This is a genomic window from Arthrobacter sp. Hiyo1 (assembly GCF_001263615.2).
In the GTDB taxonomy this organism is placed as follows: Bacteria; Actinomycetota; Actinomycetes; order Actinomycetales; family Micrococcaceae; genus Arthrobacter.
In genome coordinates this window covers 170,610-174,729 of the sequence record NZ_DF952474.1, presented here as the reverse complement: position 1 = coordinate 174,729, position 4,120 = coordinate 170,610, and the positions used below count along the sequence as shown (strand labels likewise).

Sequence of the window (4,120 nt, the reverse complement as noted above, 5' to 3'; positions counted from 1 at the left end):
TGGACGTGAACACGGAGGAACTCGTCGAAGCCAGGCTCCGCGAAGTCCTCCGGGACACCACCACGCTCATCGTCGCGCACAGGCCCTCCACCGTTGCCCTCGCCGACCGCGTGGCGCTGCTCGAAAACGGAAGCATCACCGCCGTCGGGACCCATACGGAACTGTTGGCCAACAACGCCCACTACCGCTACGTGATCGCGAGCCTCGACTCCGGGCCGAAGGACCTCGACCTCGAACTCGACGAACTAGAACACGAGCTGGATTCGGAACAGCACATGGACCAAGCCGGGGAGGGCCGCCGATGAGCACGTTCGGAACCGCCAATGAAGACAACGCCCACCTGAGCCGCAGCGACAGCAAAGCAGTACGACGGCGGTCGGTCGCCTTGCTGGGATCGCTTATCCGCCCGGTGCGGTTGCGGTTCTGGCTGACGCTGGCCATGGTGGTGCTCTCGCAGCCACCCGGGTGGCCGGGCCGCGATCATCGCTTTCGGCATCGACCACGCACTGCCCTCGCTGCTCGCCGGAAACAACATGCCCGTGGTCCTGGCCGGCGTCCTGTACCTGACAGCGGCCGTCGCAACGGCGATTTTGACCGCCCTCTACGTCACTTCCACGGCGAAACTGAGCCAGTCAATGCTCCTCGACCTGCGGCTGAGGGTCTTCCGGCACACCCAACGGCTCAGCCTGGAGTTCCACGAGAAGTACACCTCGGGCCGGATCATCGCGCGCCAGACCTCGGACCTGGAGGCGTTGCGTGAACTGCTCGATTCGGGCGTCAGCTCGCTGGCTTCCGGGATCCTGTTCATGCTTTTCACGGCATTTACGGTGTTTGCCCTCGACTGGCGCAGCGGGCTACTCATGCTCGCCACGGGCGTGCCTGCGTACTTCCTGGCCCGCTGGTACCAGAAACACTCGCAGATCGCCTTCCGCGAATCGCGGGTGGTGTCCGCCAGGCTGATTGTGCATTTCGTGGAGACCATGACCGGCATCCGGGCCATCAAGGCATTCCGCAAGGAGCCGGAGAACGCCCAGCGCTATGCCGAACTCTCCGAGGACTACCGCAAAGTCACGGTCCGCTCCATCAACCTCAACGGTGTCTTCCAACCGGGCCTGGTCCTCATCGGCAACGTGTGCGTCGCGGTGGTCCTGCTGTTCGGCGGCTTCCGGGTACTCTCGGGAGAGCTGGCGGTAGGCGTGCTCCTGGCACTGATCCTTTCAACGAAGCGCTTCTTCCAGCCCGTGGACCAGATGGCCATGTTCTACAACTCCTTCCAGAGCGCCCAGGCCGCGCTCGAGAAGGTGTCCGGCCTGCTCGAAGAAGTTCCTACTGTCCGGCCACCCAAGAACCCCGTGCCATTGCCCCATGCGCGCGGCGAAATCGACTTCCGTGGAGTGGAGTTCGGCTACGGCAACGGCAAGGTAGTGGTCCCCAAGCTGGACCTTCACATTCCCGCCGGACAGACCATAGCCCTCGTTGGACAGACCGGCGCCGGCAAATCGACCTTTGCCAAGCTGATCGCCCGCTTCTACGACGTCACCGAAGGATCCTTGACCCTCGACGGCGTCGACCTCCGGGAGCTTTCGACGGCGGACCTGCGGCGCGCCGTGTGATGGTCACCCAGGAAGCCTTCCTCTTTAGCGGCTCCGTGGCGGACAACATCGCCCTGGGGCGGCCCGAGGCTACGCGCGAGGAGATCGAAACCGCGGCGAAGGCCGTTGGCGCGCACGACTTCATCTCCGCGTTGCCTGACGGCTACGACACCGACGTCAACAAGCGTGGCGGCCGGGTCTCCGCCGGACAACGGCAGCTGATCGCCTTTGCCCGGGCCTTCATTGCGGCCCCGGCAGTACTGATCCTGGACGAAGCGACATCTTCGCTTGATATCCCCTCGGAACGACTGGTGCAGGCCGGCCTGGGCAGCCTGTTGTCCGGAGCGGACTCCGAACGGACCGCGATCATCATCGCCCACCGGCTCTCCACTGTTGAGACAGCGGACCGGGTGCTGGTGGTGCACGAGGGACGCATCGTCGAAGACGGCACGCCGGCCGCGCTCATCGGCGGAGGAGGGCGCTTCGCCCGCTTGCACGGCGCCTGGAAGGACTCGCTGGTCTGAGCCAGTAGTTCCGCAGGCGGGCGTCCTTCGATTTCGCATCCGGGGAGGGATCGGCTATTCTTGAACAGTTGCTTTCGCAGCGGATCGGGATGTAGCGCAGCTTGGTAGCGCGCTTCGTTCGGGACGAAGAGGTCGCAGGTTCAAATCCTGTCATCCCGACCAATTGGTAGAAGACCTTCCACTCGGAAGGTCTTCTACTTTATTTAACGAGCTTTTCGGCAGCCGGGGAAAACCCGGAAACATTCCCCTGACCGGTTTTCTCGCTCGCCCCTGAGGTTTAGAGACAAGTGTTGTTAACAACCCGACACAAAGACTCGGGGCATATCACGGTCTTCGCGGATCTTCGCGCAAAAGAAATCCCCGGTGTGTCGATTTCAGACTACCGGGGACTTCTTCACTTCATTTGAATTATCCAGCGGCCACCGGGATCCCGGGTGCCGCCGTCGAGCCTCAGCTACACAGGATCGGGCCAGTTACCGATTGCCTGCGACACCCTCATCGGATCGGGCCAGTTACCAATAGCCTGCGAGACCACACCCATCGGATCGGGCCAGTTGCCGATAGCCTGCGACACCCTCATCGGATCAGGCCAGTTACCAATGCTGAGCACCGTGCTGACGGTGTCTGCCACAGGGGCTGCGGAAACGACGGCTGGCGCCGCGGCGGAGAATGCAAGAGCGCCGGCCAAGGCCACTGCTGCAGCAATCTTCTTCAACATAATTTTTCCTCAATGCGAGTCGGATTCGTTACGGAAATTTCGCGGTCCCTGTTGACATTCATTGTAAAATGTTTTCCACAGCGACTGTCAAGCTTTAGGCGTAAAGACAGCGCAAAGACAAGCCTCTAGGAGGAACCTGTGGGGAACGGATTCGGAGAAAAGCTCCGTGCCGAACGGCTCGAACGTGGGCTGACCCAGGCTGAATTGGGCAGGGATCTTTACTCACCCAGCTACATTTCACTTCTTGAAACCGGCCGGCGGGAGCCCACGGCCGAAGTCATTGAAGAACTCGCCCGCCGTCTGGAGCTGGCACCGAAAGCCTTGGAAGCCTGGAGCCAACCCGTATCCGTCAGTGACGCCGAATACGTGCTCGCAGGGCTGTACGCCAGGCAAGCGTGGGACCTCAGGGACTACCCGCTTGCCGCAAGCCACGCATCAACCGCCGCCCAGATCGCGCTCGAGGCAAAGAACACCAGCGCCTGGTGGAACATGACCTACATGCAGGCCGAATGCCTCATGAAGCAGGGCCAGTTGAAGGAGTGCCAGCAGATCATCCAGCATCTCCTGGAGCATCCCATGGCTACCGAATCTGCGGGCCTGGCGTCCGCGCCCGCCAGATGCTTGCCGCCGTCTGCCACGGACAAGGGCAGCTGTCCACCGCCGTCGAGCACGCCAAGGAAGCCGTGAGGCTTTCCGAGCAGCTGCCCAAAGGCTCAACCCTGATCATCGGGGCGCACCGCGCCTGATCGGTGCATTGGCCGAGAGTGGCAGGTTGGACGAGGCCTGGACGTATTGCCAGGCCATGAACAACCAGATGGACGATCATTCGATGTCGCAGCTCGCAGGCGAAGTGGCCTGGGTGGTGGGAAACGTGGCTTTCATGCGCCACGACTACGTTGAAGGCATCAAGCATCACGAGCGCGCCGCCAAGCTGCTCTCCCCCGCCAACGACATTGAGCTGTGGGCCCGTTTCAACAAGGCGTCGGCGGCTGTCCGGCTCTCCTCGGGAATCGTGGAGCCGGAGACGCTCTCGGCCATCGAACGCGCTGAACTCGCCCTGTCGATTGTGGGCGGAAACAAGACGGACCAGTTGGAAGTTGCCTTTATCCGCGCCCGCTGGCTCTACCTGACGGGCGACATCCCGGCAGCCATCACCAAGTTGCGCGAAATCCACGCGGACCGCGATGTCCTCGCCCGGCACACCGCAGGCGAAGTGGCGTTCCTCCTCGGCAAGGCCCTCAAGGCAGCCGGTGAAAACACGGACGCGCTGGTCCATCTCGAAGAGG

1 protein-coding gene, 1 tRNA gene and 3 pseudogenes are annotated in these 4,120 nt (G+C 62.5%); 4 read left to right on the top strand and 1 reads right to left on the bottom strand.

The genetic code is table 11. The features are described 5' to 3' along the window. From AHiyo1_RS27220 to AHiyo1_RS18175, 3 genes and pseudogenes are all read left to right on the top strand, one after another. Positions 1-305: pseudogene (locus AHiyo1_RS27220) on the top strand (ABC transporter ATP-binding protein); the annotation flags it as partial. Beyond that, positions 302-2,116: pseudogene (locus AHiyo1_RS18180) on the top strand (ABC transporter ATP-binding protein). The pseudogenes AHiyo1_RS27220 and AHiyo1_RS18180, both read left to right, overlap by 4 nt. An 85-nt stretch (positions 2,117-2,201) precedes the next feature. Continuing rightward, a tRNA-Pro gene (locus AHiyo1_RS18175) sits at positions 2,202-2,278 on the top strand. 292 nt (positions 2,279-2,570) lie between these two features. Here AHiyo1_RS18175 and AHiyo1_RS18170 read toward each other — a convergent pair. Further along, on the bottom strand, positions 2,571-2,834 hold the full coding sequence (locus AHiyo1_RS18170; RefSeq protein WP_059389476.1) for a hypothetical protein: 264 nt from the start codon (positions 2,832-2,834) through the stop codon (positions 2,571-2,573). A 138-nt stretch (positions 2,835-2,972) separates the two neighbouring features. Between AHiyo1_RS18170 and AHiyo1_RS18165 the strand changes: the two are divergent. Continuing rightward, positions 2,973-4,120 (top strand): annotated as a pseudogene (locus tag AHiyo1_RS18165) (helix-turn-helix domain-containing protein); the annotation flags it as partial.

Excerpts from the sequence above, each read along its gene's own strand:
- AHiyo1_RS18170 (WP_059389476.1), bottom strand. The coding sequence starts at position 2,834 with ATGTTGAAGAAGATTGCTGCAGCAGTGGCCTTGGCCGGCGCTCTTGCA.